The 14435-nt window shown below is 70.0% G+C and carries 11 protein-coding genes; 8 read left to right on the top strand and 3 right to left on the bottom strand.

The window, feature by feature from the left end:
* Positions 1-83 precede the first annotated feature (83 nt).
* From QTH86_RS08280 to QTH86_RS08270, 3 genes are all read left to right on the top strand, one after another.
* Positions 84-611: a sigma-70 family RNA polymerase sigma factor gene (locus tag QTH86_RS08280; RefSeq protein ID WP_286645150.1), complete on the top strand. Its 528-nt coding sequence runs from the start codon at positions 84-86 to the stop codon at positions 609-611.
* A complete protein-coding gene (locus tag QTH86_RS08275) occupies positions 608-1597 on the top strand; it encodes a FecR domain-containing protein (protein WP_286645151.1) in 990 nt (329 codons plus the stop codon). Before QTH86_RS08280 ends, QTH86_RS08275 begins: the two co-directional genes overlap by 4 nt.
* A 188-nt stretch (positions 1598-1785) precedes the next feature.
* Positions 1786-4218 carry a TonB-dependent siderophore receptor gene (locus QTH86_RS08270; protein WP_286645152.1) on the top strand — a complete coding sequence of 811 codons (2433 nt, stop codon included), beginning with the start codon at positions 1786-1788 and terminating at the stop codon, positions 4216-4218.
* A gap of 39 nt (positions 4219-4257) precedes the next feature.
* Here QTH86_RS08270 and QTH86_RS08265 read toward each other — a convergent pair whose 3' ends face one another.
* From QTH86_RS08265 to QTH86_RS08255, 3 genes are all read right to left on the bottom strand, one after another.
* Positions 4258-6774: a TonB-dependent siderophore receptor gene (locus QTH86_RS08265; RefSeq protein ID WP_286645153.1), complete on the bottom strand. Its 2517-nt coding sequence runs from the start codon at positions 6772-6774 to the stop codon at positions 4258-4260.
* A 94-nt stretch (positions 6775-6868) separates the two neighbouring features.
* Positions 6869-7837, bottom strand: coding sequence for a FecR domain-containing protein (locus QTH86_RS08260; protein ID WP_286645154.1), 969 nt, complete (start codon positions 7835-7837; stop codon positions 6869-6871).
* Complete coding sequence (locus QTH86_RS08255) at positions 7834-8337, bottom strand: sigma-70 family RNA polymerase sigma factor (RefSeq protein WP_286645155.1); 504 nt, start codon at positions 8335-8337, stop codon at positions 7834-7836. Before QTH86_RS08255 ends, QTH86_RS08260 begins: the two co-directional genes overlap by 4 nt.
* A 174-nt stretch (positions 8338-8511) precedes the next feature.
* On the opposite strand from QTH86_RS08255, the gene QTH86_RS08250 reads away from it, so the two are divergent.
* The 5 genes from QTH86_RS08250 to QTH86_RS08230 are packed head-to-tail and all read left to right on the top strand — an operon-like array spanning position 8512 to position 14435.
* Entirely contained in the window at positions 8512-10197 is a 1686-nt protein-coding gene (locus tag QTH86_RS08250; RefSeq protein ID WP_444813623.1) for a PepSY-associated TM helix domain-containing protein, read from the top strand.
* Positions 10194-10562, top strand: a complete 369-nt coding sequence (locus QTH86_RS08245; protein WP_286645157.1) for a DUF3325 domain-containing protein — start codon at positions 10194-10196, stop codon at positions 10560-10562. The genes QTH86_RS08250 and QTH86_RS08245 overlap by 4 nt, the downstream gene beginning before the upstream one ends.
* A 47-nt stretch (positions 10563-10609) precedes the next feature.
* Positions 10610-11251, top strand: coding sequence for a hypothetical protein (locus QTH86_RS08240; RefSeq protein ID WP_353505984.1), 642 nt, complete (start codon positions 10610-10612; stop codon positions 11249-11251).
* Positions 11251-12453 carry an efflux RND transporter periplasmic adaptor subunit gene (locus tag QTH86_RS08235; protein WP_286645158.1) on the top strand — a complete coding sequence of 401 codons (1203 nt, stop codon included), beginning with the start codon at positions 11251-11253 and terminating at the stop codon, positions 12451-12453. The genes QTH86_RS08240 and QTH86_RS08235 overlap by 1 nt, the downstream gene beginning before the upstream one ends.
* A complete protein-coding gene (locus QTH86_RS08230) occupies positions 12438-14435 on the top strand; it encodes an ABC transporter permease (RefSeq protein WP_286645159.1) in 1998 nt (665 codons plus the stop codon). Before QTH86_RS08235 ends, QTH86_RS08230 begins: the two co-directional genes overlap by 16 nt.

Raw genomic sequence — 14435 nt, 5'->3', positions numbered from 1 at the left:
AATCGCATTCGTATAATGGCCCTGCCATCGTTCCAAGGCGCCGCCGTTTGGGCCGCCGATTCTCATCACGCCTTCAGCGACCCATGCCCAGCGCCGAATTCCTTCAGCACCGCCAGATCGGCGCGCTCTACAGCGAACACCATGGGTGGCTGAACAGCTGGTTGCGCCGGAAACTGGGCAATGCCTTCGACGCCGCGGACCTGGCGCAAGACACCTTTGTGCGCCTCCTCGCCGCACCGGACCACACGCCCGAGAAGCAGGGCGACTGGCAACTGAGCGAGCCGCGCGCCTACCTCACCGTCATCGCGAAGCGGCTGATGGCCAACCTGTACCGGCGGCGTTCGCTGGAGCAGGCCTACCTCGACGCACTGGCCGCCATGCCCGAGCCGGTTGCACCGTCGCCGGAGCAGCAGGCGATCATTCTGGAGACGCTGCAGGGCATCGACGCGATGCTCGACGGCCTGCCGGCGCCGGTGCGCACCGCCTTCCTGATGGCGCAGCTCGAGGGTCTGGGCTATGCCGAGATCGCGACGAAGCTTGCCGTCAGCGAGCGCACCGTCAAGCGCTACATGGTGCAGGCGCTGGCGCAATGCATCCTGCTGGCCGAATGACCCGGCCCCCGTCCGAGGGCCTCGACCCGCCTGTGGCGCTGCAGGCGGCGCAGGGTTTCCTGCTGCTGCAGTCGGGCAACGCGACGGAGGCCGAGCGCGCGCGATGGTCGCACTGGCGCGCTGCGCATCCGATGCACGAAGTCGCCTGGCAGCGCGCGGAGCGCGTGGCGAGCCAGTTCGATCTGTTGCCGCGCGAACTGGCGTTGACGGCACTCGGTCGTCCGTTGCGCGCCGACCGGCGGGCGGCCTTCAAGGCGCTGGCGGTTCTCCTGGGCGCCGCGCCAGCCGGATGGCTGGCATGGCGCATGACGCCCGCGGCCGAGTGGCTGGCCGACCACCGCACCGCCACCGGCGAGCGGCTGGCCCTGTCTCTGCCCGATGGCACACGGCTGCAGCTGAACACCGCGACCGCCATCGATGTCGCCTACGACGCGCACCAACGCGGGGTGCGCTTGCGCGCCGGCGAGATCGTCATCGACACGGCGCCGGATGCCGTGGCGACCGGCGCGCCCGGCTATCGGCCCTTCGTGGTCGAGACCGCGCACGGGCGCCTGCGCGCGCTTGGCACCCGTTTCGTGGTGCGGCAGCTCGACGGCGAGCGCAGCCGCATCGCCGTGCTGCATGGCGCGGTGGAGATCCGGCCGCGCGATGCTGCGGCACGCACCGTGGTGCTCGACGCCGGCACGCAGGCGTCGTTCGATGCGCGCAGCGTCGGCGACGTCGCGGCGGCGGGCGCCGATGCCGACGATTGGGCGCGCGGCATCCTGCATGCGCGCAACATGCGGCTGCAGGACTTCGCGGCCGAACTCGCGCGCTATCGGCCCGGCGTGCTGCGTTGCGACCCCGCCGTGGCGGACCTGCGCGTCTCCGGCGTGTTCCAGCTGAAAGACACCGGCCCGGTGCTCGACAGCCTGCCGCAGGCGCTGCCGGTGGACGTGCTCTACCGCACGCGCTACTGGGTGACCATCGTCGCGCCGGGCGCCTGAACGGCGGCGCGTCCGCAGGGCGCAGACACCGCACCGAAAAATCGGCTGCAGGGCCTGTCCCTTTTTCGTCTCTCGTGTGTGAAGCCTTGAGGAACAACAACTTCACCATCTTCCGGAGAGAGAACTTCATGGCCCGCTGCCGACCTTCCGCTTTCGTCCCGAGTCCTTCGCGCCTGCCGTCGCATCGCGTGCTCACGTTGTCCGTGCACGCGGCCGTGCTGGCCATGGGTTTCGCCGCCAGCGGCGCGATGGCCCAGCCGGCCTCCAGCGCCACCCCCGCGGTGTCCACGCCCGAGGCGCAGAAGGCCTACCGCATCGCAGCCGGCCCGCTGGACGAGGCGCTGGGCGGCTTCGCGGCCGCAGCCGGCGTGAGCATCACCGTGCCGCCGGCCCTGGTGCAGGGCAAGACCACGCGTGGCCTGGAAGGCGGCTACACCGTGCGCGAGGGCTTCGCCCGGCTGCTGGCCGGCTCGGGTCTCGAAGTGACGGGCGGTGCGGGTGGCGCCTTCGCGCTGCGCCGGGCCGTGGGCGGCGACACCGAGGCGACCGGCGCCACGCTCGCATCGGTCACGGTCACCGCGCAGGCCGAGCGCTCGGCGACCACCGAAGGCTCGCGTTCCTATGCAGCGCGCGCCACGACCATCGGCAAGGGCGAACAGGCGCTCAAGGACATTCCGCAGTCCGTCAGCGTGGTGACGCGCCAGCAGCTCGACGACCAGGGCATCACCGACCTGCGCGACGCTGCCAACATCGCGACCGGCATGGTCGGTGTCAAGGGCATCGGGCCGGGCATGGTGCTCTCGGCACGCGGCTTCCAGATCGATGACTGGCAGTACGACGGCGTGGCCATTCCGCGCAACGCCTACGCGCTGGGCAACTGGGGCACCGAAAGCATGGTGTTCTTCGATCGGCTGGAGGTGCTGCGCGGTGCTTCCGGCCTGCTGCAGGGCACGGGCAGCCCCGGCGGCGCGGTCAACCTGGTGCGCAAGCGGGGCCAGGCGGAGAAGACGCTCACGCTCACGACCAAGGCCGGTTCCTGGGACCGCTATGGTGTGCAGCTCGATGCCGGCGGCCCCCTCAACGCCGAAGGCACGCTGCGCGGGCGCGTCGTGCTGGACGAGGCGCGCGGCCATTCCTTCATCGACCAGGTGAACAGCCGAACGCATTCTCTCTACGGTGCGCTGGACTACGACATCAGCCCCGACACCACCGTCGGCGTGGGCATGGGCCGCTCGGACAACAAGGGGCGTCCGATGATCCGGGGCTTGCCCCGCTACCCCGACGGCAGCGACATCGGCCTGCCGCGCTCGACCTACGTCGGTGCCTGGTGGAACCGCATGGCGATCGAGCAGACCACGCTCTTCGCCGATGTGTCGCATCGCTTCAATCCGGATTGGAGGCTCAAGGTCGCGGCCGTGCGCATGAGCGAGAAGAACACCTCGCTGCACCAGCGCATGCACGGCAACGTCGCGGCTGACGGCAGCGGGCTGACGTACGCCAACTGGGTGACCGACTTCGATTCCGTCAAGACGGGGCTCGATGCGCACGTCAACGGGCGCTTCCGTGCGCTGGGCCTGGAGAACGACATCACCTTCGGCGCCAACGTCTCGAAGTACACCTCCGACGACCTGACGGCGCGCACCTTCCAGTCCGGCGGCAACATCTTCGCGATCGACAACAACCGGCCGCGGCAGAGCCTGGCGCTGATCATGGCGCAGGGCGGCTTGCGCAGCGACTCCACCTACGACGTGGAGCAGAAGGGCGTCTACGGCACATGGCGCATGAAGCTGGCCGATCCGTTGACCGCCATCGTCGGCGCCCGCGTGAGCTGGTACGACTACCGCTACACCACCACCGAGGCCTCGCGCAACTCGGCGCATGGCGAAGTCACGCCGTATTTCGGCCTGGTCTATGCGCTGAACCACCGGTGGTCGGCCTATGGCAGCGTGACGAGCGTGTTCGTGCCGCAGTCGGAGCGCACCGTCGCCGGCCAGGTGCTGGACCCGATCACGGGCACCAACTACGAACTCGGCATCAAGGGCGAGCTGGCGGACGGGCGCGTGAACACCTCGCTCGCGGTCTTCCGCTACGACCACAAGAACCGCGCCGTGAACGACATCGCATCGGGCTACGCCTGCGATGGCTGGTACTGTTCCACGCCGTCGGGCAAGGTGCGCAGCCAGGGCGTCGAGGCCGAGGTGACTGGCGAGGTGCTGCCGGGCCTGCAGGCGATGCTTGGCTACACCTACAACACGACCGAGTTCCTGCGCGACCCGACGAACCAGGGCCAGGTCTTCAGCCAATGGACGCCCAAGCACATGCTGCGCGTATGGACCGACTACCGTCTGCCAGGCGACTGGCACCGCCTCAGTGTCGGCGGCGGCGTCACGATGCAGAGCCACACGCTCGGCTACGACCGCACGTTCACCGTGCCGGGCTTCAGCGTGTGGGGCATGCGCCTGGCCTATCAGGCCACGCCGGAGATCAGCTTGGCGGTCAACTTCAACAACGTGTTCGACAAGCGCTACTGGATCCCCGGCTATGCCGAGAAGAACGGCGCCAACGAGTATGGCGACCCGCGCAACGTGATGTTCACGGTGAAGTACACGCCGAAGCTGTGAGGGGCCGTCGACGCCCGTCACCGGGCGTCGATTCGGTCCCTAGAACTTGCCGCGCAGGGTCACCACGGCGCTGCGTGGCTCGCCGTACACGTTGCCCCAGGCCGGTGCGCCGATGGTCTGGTAGTAGGTTTTGTCGAACAGGTTGGCCACGTTCAGCGCAGCCGACCAGTTGCGGTTGATCTGGTAGCCGATGCGCGCGCCCCATACCGCGTACGAGGCCTGTTCCAGCTTGATCGAGCCGGTGGTGCGTGAGCTTGCGGTCTGGAAGTTCACGCCGCCGCCCAAGGTCCATGCGTTCAGCGCCCCCGGCAGGCGGTAGTCGGTCCATACGCGCAGCATGTGCTTGGGTGAATAGGTGCTGGCGAAATCGATGCCGGCATTGGCGGTATCGTTCAAGTACTTGAAGTGGTTGAGCGTGTAGCCCGCGAACACCTGCCAGCCGCGCGCCACCTCGCCACTGATCTCCGCATCGAGCCCCTGGCTGCGCACCTTGCCGGTGGACACGGCGCAGTAGGTGCTCATCGTGCAGACGTTGACCAGATCGTCCTGTGCCCGGTTGTTCTGGTCGACGCGGAACAGCGCCAGCGAGGTGTTGACCTTGCCGTCGAACAACTCGCCCTTCACGCCTGCTTCGTAGTTGCGGCCCTTGATCGGTGGCAGCACGTCGCCGGCGGCCGTCATCGCGTTTTGCGGCTGGAAGATGTCGGCATAGCTCACGTAGGCGGACCATTGCGAGTTCAGTGCATAGACCAGACCGCCGTAGGGCGTCAGAACGCCGCTTTCACGATACGGATCGCTCGCTGCGGCACCGCTGACACGGTCGCGGTCGCTGCTCTGGTAGCGTGTGATACGGGCGCCGACGACCAGGGTCAACGGGTCGCTCAGGCTCAGTCGCGCGACGCCGTAGGCCCCCGATTGCGTCATGCGCGTTTCGGTGTCGCCGCCGCGGTAGCGGTTGGCCACGAAGGTGGCATCCGTGGGTTCGGCGATGGTCGATTCCGGGTCGAAGACGTTGTTGCGCACGCCCGCGAGCTGCATCAACGAGAAGTCGCTGTGGTTGACCATGCGCCCGGTGTTGGCGCCGAAGCTCACCGCATGCCGTCTGCCGAAGGCCTCGAACTTGCCATCGACCGCGATGTCCAGGGTCTTGTTGTCGGTCTCGAAGTCGAACAGGCCGCCGTACATCACGTTGCCGGCCAGGGTTACCGGGTTGACGGCGCCGAGGGCGAATGCGTACTTGATGTCGTGTTGTTCGCGCACGTAGGCGGCCGTGACCTTGAGCGACCAGTCGGCATCGAAGCGGTGGGCGATTTCGGCGAAGGCCGAACTCTGTTCGCTGTGCCAGCGATTCCAGTCCGCCATCAGCGAGGTCGATCGGCGCAGATGGAGGTCCGCGCCCGTGCTGTAGCGCGGCAGCCCCTGGAAGAAGGGCGTGGATTTCAGCTTCTCGTAACTCGCACCGATGGTGAGCAGGGTCTGTGGCCCGATGTCGGCCTCGAGCACGCCGTACAGCACGCCGCTGCGGCTCTTCGCGGTGTCGTAGAAATAGTCGCGGTCGTTGGCGCTCGCCACCACGCGGCCACGCAGCGTACCGGTCTCGTTCAACGGGCCGCTGGCATCGACCTCGGTGCGCAGGTTGTTCCACGAACCCGCGCTGGTCGATAGCTGCAGGTGCTTGTCCGCCGTCGGCCGCTTGCGCACCATGTTGATCGTGGCGCTGGGGGCACCGGCGCCCTGCAGCAGGCCGGTCGCGCCGCGCACGATTTCCACGCGGTCCAGCGTGGCGGCATTGCTGGTGAAGTTGTTGGCTTGCGGGTAGTAGAAGGCGCGGTTCACGCCGTCGAACTGATAGGTGTCGACGCGGAAGCCACGCGAGTACACATAGCGCCCGCCCATCGGGCTGTCGTACATCGTGATGCCAGTCGTCTGGGCCAGCACCTCGTCGATGGTGTTCAGGTTCTGGTCGTCCATCTTCTGACGCGTGACGACCGTGATCGACTGCGGGATCTCCTTCAGCGTCTGCTCGCCCTTGCCCACGGTCACGACGCGGCTGGCGTACGAGCCCGAGCCTTCGGTGATCGCGCTGCGCTCGGCCTGCGCCGTGACGCGCACCTCACTGAGCGTGTTGCCTGCGCCGCTCACCGCCGCCGCGACGCCGACGCCGGGCGTGGGCTGGCGCAGCGTGTAGCCGCCACCGGCACGCGGCACCGCTTCGAGCCCGGTGCCCGCGAGCAGCCGGGAGAACCCGTCGCCCACCGCATGGCTGCCGCGCAGTCCGGCGGTCTGGCGGCCCTCGGTCAGCGAAGGCTCGAAGGACAAGGTGACGCCCGCCTGCGCCGCAAAGCGCGAGAGCGCCGGGCCCAGTGCACCGGCCGGGATGTCGTAGCTCGCGCGGGCCGCCGCGGGTTGCGGCGCCTGTGCCATCGCGCCGCCAGCACCCGCGAGTGCGAGGGCCAGGCACACGTGGCGCGCGCCTTGGGCCACGCCGCTCAGCGGCGTGGACAGGGAGAGGGAGCTGGGCCGCATCGGCGCGGCGCGGGAGGAAAGCAATGCCATGGTTCTCTGGTCCTGTTGTTGCCGTACTCACAGCACGGCTCCATGGCTTGCCCGACGAGCGCTGAAAAAAGGACAGGGTGGCCGCGAAAAATTGTCAGGCGGGCAGCACCGTCACCCACCAGCGCGTGCGCGTGACGACCTGCACCGGCAGCGTGCTGGCCACCATCGACAGCACGTAGTCGGTGTCGCGCAGCTGGAACGCGCCCGAGATGCGCAAGCCAGCCACGTCGGGGCTGCAGTGCAGCAGGCCCAGGCGATAGCGCGACAGCTCGGCACAGAAGTCGGCCAGGCGCAAGTTATCGGCGTAGAGAACGCCTTGCGTCCAGGCCTGGCTTTCGGGCGAGACGGTGATCGGGGCCGCGGCGCCTTCGCTGCCGAGCACGGTCTGCTGGCCGGCGGGAACGACCAGCGCGGGTGACGAGGCGTCGCGCAAGGTGACTTCGACCGCGCCCTCGGTGACGGCGAGCCGGATCTTCTGTTGCGCGTCTTCGCCATCCTGCCGCACCGTGAAGCGCGTGCCCAGTGCGCGCAGCCGGCCCTGTGTCGTCTCGACGATGAAGGGCCGCGCATCGGCCGCGGTGGCGATCGAGATGGCGCCCGCGCGCAGCCGCACCGTGCGCTGCGTGCCGTCGATGCACACGTCGATCGCACTGTTCGTATCGAGCAACACGCGGGTGCCGTCGGCCAGGTGCAACTCCTTGCGTTCACCGGTCGCGCTGCGATGGTCGGAGGTCCAGTTGTCCCAGGGCGCGAGCCGCCAGCCCAGCCACGCGGCCGGCGCCGCGGTCGCCAGCAATGCCAGTGTGCGCAGCGCGGCGCGGCGGTTGCTGCGCACCTGCCGCGCCAGCACCGGCACGCCGACCTTGGCGGGCACGGCGCCGAACTTCTGCGACAGGCGCTCGGCGCGTTGCCAGGCGTGCTCGTGGGCCGGGTCCGCCTGGCGCCAGGCCTCGCAGGCTGCACGGTCGCCGGCGTCGGCATGGCCCGAGTGCAGGCGCACCAACCACTGCGCGGCTTCCCGCAGCACGGCGGTATCTGGCGCGGGTGCGACCGTACCGCTCATTCCATCAGCGCCAGGCAGCGCTCGAACCCTTGCGCCATGTAGCGCTTCACCGTGCGTTCGCTGATGTCCAGGCGCTGTGCGATGGCCGCGTAGGTCAGGCCTTCGAGTTGCGACAGCACGAACGCTTCGCGCGCCTTGGGCGCCAGGCCGTCGAGCATCACGTCGATCTCGTCCAGGGTCTGCAGCAGTTCCAGCCGGTCTTCCGGCGACAGGGCCAGCGCCTCGGGCATCTGCGCGAGCGCGTCGAGGTAGGCACGTTCCAGCGCCTGGCGGCGCCAGTGCTCGCTGACCACGCCCTTGGCCAGCGTGGTGAGGTAGGCGCGCGGCTCGCGCAGCGTCGGCAGGACTTGCGGCCGCAGCAGCACGCGCACGAAGGTGTCCTGTGCCAGGTCGGCTGCGCTGTGCGCGCAGCCCAGGCGCCGACGCAGCCAGGTGCTGAGCCAGCCATGGTGTTCCGCGTAAAGGGACTGCACGTTGCTGCTGAGGTCGGCGGAAGACATGGACAAAGCGGTGTCGAAGCGGCTTCGATGCAATTGAGAATTACTCGCATTTTATAGAATCGTGCGGCCAGGGTGGCGATTCAAGCCAAGGGGCGCCGACGGCATGACCCTTTTTTCGTTCTCGTTGGTCATAGGAAGGTGGGGCACCCATCGCGCTCCTGTTCCCTCACCTCGATGCCATCTCTGCCCGCCGTTCGTTCCCGCTTGCCTCCGCTGCCCCGTCGTGTCGAAGGTGGCGCTGGCCAGGGCCGCTTCCGCCAGACCCAGGCCTGGCTGCACACCTGGTGCGGCCTGTGGTTCTCGTGGCTGCTCTTCGCCGTGTTCCTCACCGGCACGCTGGCGGTGTTCGACGAGCCCATCACGCACTGGATGACGCCGGAGCATCACGCCGAGGAGGCCGCTGCGGCCGCGGCGCCGAAGCCTGCCACCGCCGACCGCGCCCAGCGCCTGGCCTGGGGCAAGGCCTACATGGCGGCGCATCACGCCGGCGCGCCGATGTGGGAGCTGTGGCCGTCCGACGCCGACGGCGGCGGTTCGCTCACCGCATACTGGTTCGACGAGAAGCGGCAGTACGTGTCGGCGCAGCTCAACCCGTCGACCGGCCAGCCGATGGCCGCCATCCCCGGCCGCGGGGCGCGTGCCACGTTGGGCGGCCATCACTTCGTCGACTTCCACTACGAGCTGCATGCCGGCGCGGTCGGCCTGTGGATCGTGGGCATCGCGGCCATGGCGATGCTGGTGGCGCTGGTGTCGGGTGTGATCACGCACAAGCGCATCTTCCAGGACTTCTTCACCTTCCGGCCCGGGAAGGGACAGCGCAGCTGGCTCGACGCCCACAACGTGGTGGCGGTGCTGACGCTGCCCTTCCTGTTCATGATTGCCTACACCGGCATCGCGATCTCGGGCGCGACCTTCATGCCCGCGCCCCGGCTGGTGCACTACGGCACGGGTGACGCCGCGCAGCAGCGGTTCATCGCCGACCTGAACGGCGGTCTGCCCGAGCGCAGCGGGCGCGCGATGCAGGTGCCCGATCTCGAACCCTTCGCCGCGCGCGGCCAGGCGCTCATGGGCCAGCCGGTACGCGCGGTCGTCATCGACCATCCCGGCGACGCGGCAGCGCGCATCGGTGTCTACGGCTGGAACGGCGAGGCCGATGCGTTGCGCCGGCTCAGCCCGACCTCCGGCATGGTGGCGTTCTCGGCCGCGACCGGCGAGGTGCTGCAGGTGCGCCAGCCGGGCGGGGCCGAGGGCGGCACCGCATCGCTCGCGCAATCTGCGATGGGCGGCCTGCACATGGCGAGCTTCGGCGGCTGGGCCGTGAAGTGGCTCTATTTCGTCTGCGGCCTGGCCGGTGCCGCGACGATGGCGACTGGCGCGATCCTGTTCATGGTCAAGCGCCGCGGCAAGCACCTCGGTGAATTCGGCGGCGCCACGGCGCGCGTTTATCGACTGATCGAGGCCCTCAACGTGGCGGCCATCGCCGGCCTGGCAATTGCCTGCATCGGCTACCTGTGGGCCAACCGGCTGCTGCCTGTGCTGCTGGAGCAGCGCGCCGCCTGGGAACTGCGCAGCTTTTTCGCGCTGTGGCTGCTGGCGTTGCTGCACGCCTTCGCCCGGCCGCCGGCGCGTGCTTGGCGCGAGCAACTGGGCGCATTCGCGCTCCTGTGCCTGTTGCTGCCGGTGTTGAACTTCTCGACCACCGGCGACCATCTGCCGGCGCAGCTGCGGCATGGCGATTGGGAAAGCGCGGGCGTCGAGCTTGGCGCGCTCGCCTTCGCGGCGTTCGCCTTTCACGCGTTGCGCGTGATGCGCCGACGGGACCGCGCCGCATCGGTTTCCACGCTGGCGTCCGTCGCATGAGCACGCTGCAGGCCTCCCTGATGGCGCTCACGCTGGCCTTCGGCGGCATGGCCGGGCTGGCCTTCGCGATGGACCGGCACTACGCACAACTCACGCAGCGCCGCGAGGCGCCGGCGCGCCATCGGCATGCGCTGCGTTGGGGCGGCGCCGCGCTGCTGGTGCTCGCGGCCTTGCCCTGCGTGGCGGCGTGGGGCAGCAGCGTCGGTGCGGTCGCGTGGCTGGGTTTTCTTTCTGCCGGCGCCTTGCACGTCGCCTGGGGGCTGCCTTACCGCCCCCGCTTCGTGGCGTGGGCCGCGGCGCTCGGCGGCGTGGTGGGGCTCGTCGCGCTTTTCGTTTCGTTCGCAGCGGCGATCGGGCCGCGCTGATCGCGCCTGACCGACCGTGGCGCTCATTCCTTCGGAGGTTTCTGCACATGCTTTCTTTGCTCTTCTCCAGCCGTCTCCGGTCGCTGTCGCTGGCGGCTTCTCTCGTCGCTTCGGCCGGTGCCGTCCACGCCGACTACCTCTGGCTGCAGCGCGACGGCGCCACGGCCGAGGCACGCTTCGGTGAGGTGGGCCGTCCGGACCAACCGGTGGCGACGCTGGCTGCGCCGCGTGCGTTCCTGGCCGATGGCAAGGATCTCCCGCTCACGGCGGAGGCCGAGCGCGTCGTGGTCGCCGCGAGCGCTGTTCCCGCCGGCACCGACCTGCGCGCAGCCGCACGACGCGTCGGCGACGACGGTGCGCTGTACCTCTACCAGGCGCGCTGGGGCCGCGCGGAAACCAAGGCGGTGAACGACCTGGAGCTCGTGCCCACCGCGCCGAACGGCAACACCTTCAAGCTGGTGTGGAAGGGCAACACGGTCGCGGCGACGCAGGTCAACGTCGACACCTCCGAAGGCTGGCGGCGTGTGCTGCGCCCGGCCGCCGACGGCACCATCACGCTCCCCACACCGTTCCCCGGTCTCTACGTGCTGGAGGTGATGGCGAAGGTGAACGGCGCCGCCACCATCGACGGCAAGAAGTACGACGACGTGCGCCACACCGCCACGCTGAGCTTCGAGGTGCCGCGCTGATGGCGCTGCGTCACGACGGGGCGGCGGGCCGCGGCCGATGGGTCGTCGCAGCGTTGCTGATCGCCGCGGCGGCGGCCGGCGCGGTCGGTTGGGCGGCGCGGCCGGCCACCGTCTACACGACGCAGACGGTCGCCCTCGGCGATGTCGAGAGCACCGTGACCGCCATCGGCGTGCTGCAGCCACGCCGCTACGTCGATGTCGGCGCGCAGGTGTCCGGGCTGATCCTGCGCCTGCCGGTGCAGCCGGGCAGCGTGGTGAAGAAGGGTGACCTGCTGGTGGAGATCGACCCGAGCGTGCAGCAGGCGACGGTCGATGCCGGCCGCGCCGCGCTTGCCGGGCTGCGTGCCCAGGTGGCCGACCAACAGGCGCAGCACCGGCTGGCGGCGCAGCAGCTGGCGCGGCAGAAGCAGATGGCCGCCGATGGCGCGACCCGCGACGAAGACCTGCAGACGGCCGAGGCCACGCTCGCCTCCACCGCGGCCAAGGTCGCGCACCTGCAGGCGCAGATCGCGCAGACCCAGGCCACGCAACGCGCCGAAGAGGCGCGGCTGGGCTATACGCGCATCGATGCGCCGATGGCCGGCACCGTGGTGTCGGTCGTCGCGCGCGAGGGGCAGACGCTCAACGCCACCTACCAGACGCCCGACATCCTGCGCATCGCCGACCTTTCGACGATGACGGTGTGGACCGAGGTGTCCGAGGCCGACGTGCGCCGCGTCAAGGCGGGCATGCCGGTGTACTTCACCACGCTGGGCGGCGTCGACAGCGCCACGCCGCGCCGCTGGACCAGCCGCGTGCGCCAGGTGCTCCCGGCGCCGCCCGTGCCGGAAGGGCAGGGCAGCACGAAGGCCGGCAGCACGGCCGCGGCCGGGGCCACCAAGGCCGTGGTCTACACCGTGCTCTTCGACGTCGACAACGCCGACGGCGAACTGATGCCGCAGATGACGGCGCAGGTCGGCTTCCTTGCGGCGCAGGCACAGCGCGTGGTCGCGGTGCCCTTGGCGGCGCTGACGCCGGTCGCAGGCGCACCGGGCGCCTACACCGCCCGGGTGCTGGGTGCGGACGGCCGGCCCGAGACGCGTGCGGTGCGCGTCGGCGTCCGCAGCCGTCATCTGGCCGAGGTGCAGGACGGGCTGCGCGAGGGCGACCGGCTCGTGATCGGCGAGACGCCCACCGGAGGCCTCCCGTGGATCCAGTGGTGAACGCCGCGCACGCCGATGCAGAACGCCCACCGTTGATCGCGCTGCGCGGCATCCGCAAGCGCTACGGCGGCACCAAGGGGCGGCCCGAGGTCGAGGTGCTGCACGGCATCGACCTGGACATCCGCCAGGGCGAGTTCGTCGCGATCGTCGGCACCTCGGGCTCCGGCAAGTCGACGCTGATGAACCTGCTGGGCTGCCTCGACCGGCCGAGCGACGGCACCTACCGGTTCGACGGGCGCGACGTGGCCGGCTTCGACGCCGACGAGCTGGCCTGGTTGCGGCGCGAGGCCTTCGGCTTCGTGTTCCAGGGCTACCACCTGATCGCCACCGAGTCGGCGCGCGAGAACGTCGAGGTGCCGGCCATCTACGCCGGTGCGACGGAGGCCGAGCGCGCCGAACGCGCGGCCGCGCTGCTCACGCGGCTGGGCCTGCCCGACAAGCTCGACCACCGGCCGAACCAGCTCTCCGGCGGGCAGCAGCAGCGGGTGTCGATCGCGCGGGCGCTGATGAACGGCGGCCGCATCATCCTGGCCGACGAACCCACCGGCGCGCTCGACTCGAAGAGCGGCGCTGAGGTGATGGCGCTGCTGCGCGAACTGGCCGATGCAGGCCACACCGTGATCGTCATCACGCACGACCGCGAGGTCGCGGCGCAGGCCCGGCGCGTGATCGAACTGCGCGACGGTGCCATCGTCGGCGACAGCGCGCCGGGCGGCGCGGACCGCTCGTCCGGCACGACGCTTCCGCCGCTCGACATGGCGGCGGCCGACCGTGCCGGCGGTGCGTCCTTCGGCGCCGACCTGCGCGAGGCGGCGCGCACCGCATGGCGCGGCATGCGGCTCAACCGCGCGCGCACCGGCCTCACGCTGCTGGGCATCGTCATCGGCGTGGCGTCGGTCATCGTGATGCTGGCCATCGGCGAAGGCGCGCGCCAGCGCGTGGTGGCGCAGATGGGCACCATGGGCACGGCCATCCTCTACCTCGGCAGCAGCCCGCCGAAGAGCGGAGGCCCGGCGGGGCAGCTCACCGCCGAAGACCTCGACGCGGTGGCCGAGCTGCCCGCGATCCGGCGCGTGATGCCCGTCATCGGCGATCCGATCACGGTGCGCCACGGCCGGGTCGACCGGCAGGTCTACGTGTTCGCCGCCAGCGAGCAGATGCCGCTGGTGCATCAATGGCGCGTGGCGCTGGGCCGCTACTACACCGACGCCGAGGACCGCGACCTGGCACCGCTGGTGGTGCTCGGCCACAAGGCGCACCAGCACTTCTTCCCGGACCATCCGAACCCGCTCGGTCAGCAACTGCTCATCGGCAACTCACCCTTCGAGGTGATCGGCGTGATGGCCGAACGCGGCACCGAATCGGGCGCGCAGAGCTACGACGACATGGTGTTCATTCCCTACCGTGCCGGCCGCGCCCGCGTCTACCTCGTGCAGACGCAGCCGGACTACGTGGTGGTCGAGGCGGCATCGTCGGGGCAGGTCGATGCGGCCGAGACCGCGATGAAGACCGTGCTGACTGCTCGCCACGGGCGCGAGGACTTCGCCATCAGCAACGCCGGTGCGCGCCTGCAGGCCGAGGCCGCCACGCGCCAGAGCATGACGGTGATGCTCGGCCTGATCGCCGCAGTGTCGCTGGTGGTCGGCGGCATCGGCGTGATGAACGTGATGCTGATGACGGTGCGCGAGCGCACGCGCGAGATCGGCATCCGCATGGCGACCGGCGCACGGCAGCGCGACATCCAGCGCCAGTTCATGACCGAGGCGGTGCTGCTCACCGTCACGGGCGGCGGCGTGGGCGTGACGCTCGGCATCGCGATCGGCGCGGCGCTCATCGTCGCGCAGGTGCCGGTGGTGCTGTCGGTCGGTGCGATGCTCGGCGCGTTCCTGTGTGCCGTCGCGACCGGCCTGGTCTTCGGCTACATGCCCGCGAAGACGGCGGCGCGGCTCGACCCGGTCGTGGCGCTGTCGGGCGAAGGATGA

Origin of the sequence: Variovorax sp. J2L1-78 (assembly GCF_030317205.1) — a bacterium.
GTDB classification, from domain to species: domain Bacteria; phylum Pseudomonadota; class Gammaproteobacteria; order Burkholderiales; family Burkholderiaceae_C; genus Variovorax; species Variovorax arabinosiphilus.
The sequence above is the reverse complement of the archived record's forward strand: the minus strand, read 5'-3'. Positions and strand labels throughout refer to the sequence as shown.

What these genes read in the sequence shown, in the direction of transcription:
- QTH86_RS08245 (WP_286645157.1), top strand. Translation starts at nt 10,194, where the DNA reads ATGAGCACGCTGCAGGCCTCCCTGATGGCGCTCACGCTGGCCTTCGGC.
- QTH86_RS08250 (WP_444813623.1), top strand. Translation starts at nt 8,512, where the DNA reads ATGCCATCTCTGCCCGCCGTTCGTTCCCGCTTGCCTCCGCTGCCCCGT.
- QTH86_RS08275 (WP_286645151.1), top strand. Translation starts at nt 608, where the DNA reads ATGACCCGGCCCCCGTCCGAGGGCCTCGACCCGCCTGTGGCGCTGCAG.
- QTH86_RS08235 (WP_286645158.1), top strand. Translation starts at nt 11,251, where the DNA reads ATGGCGCTGCGTCACGACGGGGCGGCGGGCCGCGGCCGATGGGTCGTC.
- QTH86_RS08255 (WP_286645155.1), bottom strand. Translation starts at nt 8,337, where the DNA reads ATGTCTTCCGCCGACCTCAGCAGCAACGTGCAGTCCCTTTACGCGGAA.
- QTH86_RS08260 (WP_286645154.1), bottom strand. Translation starts at nt 7,837, where the DNA reads ATGAGCGGTACGGTCGCACCCGCGCCAGATACCGCCGTGCTGCGGGAA.
- QTH86_RS08265 (WP_286645153.1), bottom strand. Translation starts at nt 6,774, where the DNA reads ATGGCATTGCTTTCCTCCCGCGCCGCGCCGATGCGGCCCAGCTCCCTC.
- QTH86_RS08240 (WP_353505984.1), top strand. Translation starts at nt 10,610, where the DNA reads ATGCTTTCTTTGCTCTTCTCCAGCCGTCTCCGGTCGCTGTCGCTGGCG.
- QTH86_RS08280 (WP_286645150.1), top strand. Translation starts at nt 84, where the DNA reads ATGCCCAGCGCCGAATTCCTTCAGCACCGCCAGATCGGCGCGCTCTAC.